The organism is Flavobacterium sp. (genome assembly GCF_029242675.1).
Classification (GTDB): Bacteria; Bacteroidota; Bacteroidia; order Flavobacteriales; family Flavobacteriaceae; genus Flavobacterium.
Genome location: NZ_JAQWTM010000379.1, coordinates 1 through 3,575 on the forward strand (window position 1 = coordinate 1; position 3,575 = coordinate 3,575).

Here is a 3,575-nt window from a genome sequence, read left to right on the forward strand (position 1 = left end):
TGATCTTGTTGTAAGGTTCTTGCTCATATTGAATAGTTTGGCATAAATTTTGCGTTATAATATTTAACTAAATAGTTCAGCAAAACTAACTATTTTTGTAATGTGCAACAATAAAAAAACCTAGAGATATGAAAACTAATACTTTTTCATCCAGAAATATCGTTTTATATAGTACCATTGGGCTTGTAAGTCTGCTATTGACAGCCTGTGGATCTTACCAAAATAGCTCTTACTACGATAATGACGGCATTTATGGCGCAACCGCCCAGTCTAATCAAGTAGAAAGACCTTACCAGGGGGCTTACGATAACCAATACGCAAATAGCAACAACAGTGCTAGCAATAATAATCAAAGTAATTATTATGCCGATTATTTCAGTTCTCTTCAAGACGGAAATCAGTCTACAGAGGTTTTTACTGATATTGATAGTTATAATGGTAATGATCAAAATAATAACGACGGAGGAGCTAATCAAAACTACGCTGGCTGGGGAGATAACAGCACAGGTACCACAATTCAATTAAATAATTACGGTTATGGTGGAGGCTATGGTGGTTATGGCTTAGGATATTCAAATTTTGGTTTTGGTTTTAACAATTTTGGGTATAATAATTTTGGATGGAATAATTATGGTTGGGGCAATTACGGATGGAATAATTATGGATGGAACAATCCCTATTATGGATACCGTTATAACACAATAGGTTTCTACAACCCGTACTTCAACAATTTCTATAATCCCTATTTTAGTAATTACAGATACAATAATTACAATACTCCACGTTATAACAACAGAACATACTCTTACAATTCTAGCCGTAGAGGATCATCAAACAACAATACGGTATATAGCAACAGAAATGGTTATTCTACAAATAGAGTAAGCAGTTCTAGAAGTAACAGCAATGAATATAGAAGAGCAGTTAACACAAATAATAATGTTAATTTCTCAAGAAGGTCTAATCAAAATGGAACTTTCAGTCAACCCGTAAGAGCTAATTCGAATACAGTCAACACTAGAAGGCAATCTACTAATACTAGAACGTACACTCCTACAAATACTACAAGCAGAAATAGTAATAACTCTAGGAATGAAAATTCTAGTAGACCTAATTCTTCAAGCTATTCAACAGGGTCAAGTAGTCGCTCAAGCTCTTCTGGATATTCTGGAGGATCAAGATCTAGTGGTGGTAGCTCTAGAAGAGGTGGTAATTAATTTTAAGGATTTATACAATAACATATTAGTAGGTAAAAAATGAAAAAATATATTTTTATATTCTTAACAGGTCTTTCTTTCTCTGCAATGCAGGCACAAGAAATTCGCGATGCACTGAGATACTCTCAAGACAATTTAAATGGTACTGCAAGATATAGAGCCATGGGTGGTGCATTTGGGGCACTAGGAGGAGATTTATCATCTATAAATGTCAACCCTGCAGGTTCTGCAATTTTTGTTAACAATCAATTTGGCGTAACACTAACCAATAATAGCAATAAAAACGATTCAGATTATTTTGGTAACAAAACAACTGAAAAGGATAACAACTTTAAAATCAATCAAGCAGGTGGTGTTTTTGTCTTCAACAATCAAAGTAACAGCAGTAAATGGAAAAAAATCAGCGTAGGTGTTAATTATGAAAATGCTAATAATTTCAATAACGCTACGTACTCTGCAGGTACTAATGCTAACGATAACTCTATTGATGGTTATTTTTTAAGCTATGCAGATGGAGTACCATTAAAAGTTTTAGAGGATAATAATTATCGAAATTTAAACAACAACGATCAACAAGCATATCTAGGATATAATGGATATATCATTAATCCTGCAACTAACGATAGAGAAGAAACGCTATACAACTCTAATGTACCTGGAGGTGGAAATTTCTACCAACAAAATGCAGAAAGAAGTGAAGGCTACAATGGCAAGCTATCTTTTAACGTAGCTACATCTTATGAAGATAAATTATTTATAGGATTGAATTTAAATTCTCATTTTACTGATTACAGAAGATTCTCTAGTTTTTATGAGATCAATGACGCTCCTTTATCGACTCCCTATACGATTACAGATGTGCGTTTTGATAACGAATTGTATACGTATGGCTCAGGATTCTCGTTTCAAGTGGGTGCTATTGCAAAAGTAACAAATGAATTACGTGCAGGATTAGCTTATGAGTCTTCTACTTGGTATCGCTTGAATGATGAATTTACTCAAGATTTATTCACCACTACCAGTAGCACTACCGGAGCCGATAGAAACAATCCACTTGCAGATGCTAAGACTACAAATGTCTACGATGTATATAAATTACAAACACCAAGTAAAGTAACAGGGAGTTTAGCTTATATTTTTGGTAAAACAGGATTAATTAGTGTTGATTATGCCATCAAGGATTATAGTAAAACTAAGTTCAAACCTGAGAACGACGCTTACTACACATCACTTAATAATTCAATGGGAGACCTTCTAGACAACACCTCTGAACTAAGAATAGGTGCTGAATACAAAATCAAAGAACTTAGCTTGAGAGCAGGATATCGCTATGAGCAAAGTCCGTATAAAAACGAATCTACAATAGGTGACTTAACTGGTTACTCTGGAGGTTTAGGATATAATTTTGGTTCCACTAAAATAGACTTATCTTATGCTTATGCCGAAAGAAGCACACAACAAGGTTTCTTCACGCAAGGCTTTACAGATGGAGCTACTATTAACAACATCTCTAACAATGTATCACTTACATTTTTATTTGAATTGTAATAGCTAATGGTAATTCTTATTAAACCGTATCGCGATTTTAAAGCAGTACGGTTTTTTTTAGCCCTGATGATAGCGGCATCCTTTTTCTAGCTTTGGTTTTGCTAGAAAAAGATATAGCGGACAGCAGGATTAGCTTCATAAATATAGGAATCTTTTACATTACCCGAAATAAAAATTGTAATTTTGCACTCCAATTTACAAATCTATGAGAACCAAGTCTTTAAAAAAGAACAAAATCAACGTGATCACTCTTGGGTGTTCAAAAAATATATACGACAGTGAAGTATTAATGGGTCAACTTCGTGCTAACGGAAAAGAGGTTGAACATGAGGCTCCTGCTGATAAAGAAGGAAATATAATTGTTATAAATACCTGCGGATTTATTGATAACGCTAAGGCTGAATCAGTAAACATGATCTTAGAATATGCAGATAAAAAGGAAAAAGGCTTAGTAGACAAGGTTTTTGTGACTGGATGTTTATCTGAGCGTTACAGACCTGATTTAGAAAAAGAAATTCCTAATGTGGATCAATTTTTTGGAACTACTGAGTTACCGCAATTACTAAAAGCTCTTGGTGCAGATTATAAGCATGAGTTATTAGGAGAGCGTTTAACTACTACTCCTAAAAATTATGCGTATTTAAAAATTGCCGAAGGTTGCGATAGACCGTGTAGTTTTTGTGCGATTCCATTAATGAGAGGAAAACACGTTTCTCAACCAATTGAAAAATTAGTAAAAGAAGCAGAAGGATTAGCTAGAGATGGTGTGAAAGAATTGATTTTAATCGCACAAGATTTGACCTATTACGG

2 protein-coding genes and 1 pseudogene are annotated in these 3,575 nt (G+C 34.1%); all 3 read left to right on the forward strand.

The features are described 5' to 3' along the window. Positions 1-128: 128 nt before the first annotated feature. Positions 129-1,217: a hypothetical protein gene (locus P8M54_RS13955; RefSeq protein ID WP_300288581.1), complete on the forward strand. Its 1,089-nt coding sequence runs from the start codon at positions 129-131 to the stop codon at positions 1,215-1,217. Positions 1,218-1,256: 39 nt separating this feature from the next. Further along, on the forward strand, positions 1,257-2,765 hold the full coding sequence (locus P8M54_RS13960) for an outer membrane protein transport protein (protein ID WP_300288582.1): 1,509 nt from the start codon (positions 1,257-1,259) through the stop codon (positions 2,763-2,765). Between the two features lie 205 nt (positions 2,766-2,970). Then, a pseudogene (locus P8M54_RS13965) lies at positions 2,971-3,575 on the forward strand (30S ribosomal protein S12 methylthiotransferase RimO); the annotation flags it as partial.

Excerpts from the sequence above, each read along its gene's own strand:
- P8M54_RS13960 (WP_300288582.1), top strand. The coding sequence starts at position 1,257 with ATGAAAAAATATATTTTTATATTCTTAACAGGTCTTTCTTTCTCTGCA.
- P8M54_RS13955 (WP_300288581.1), top strand. The coding sequence starts at position 129 with ATGAAAACTAATACTTTTTCATCCAGAAATATCGTTTTATATAGTACC.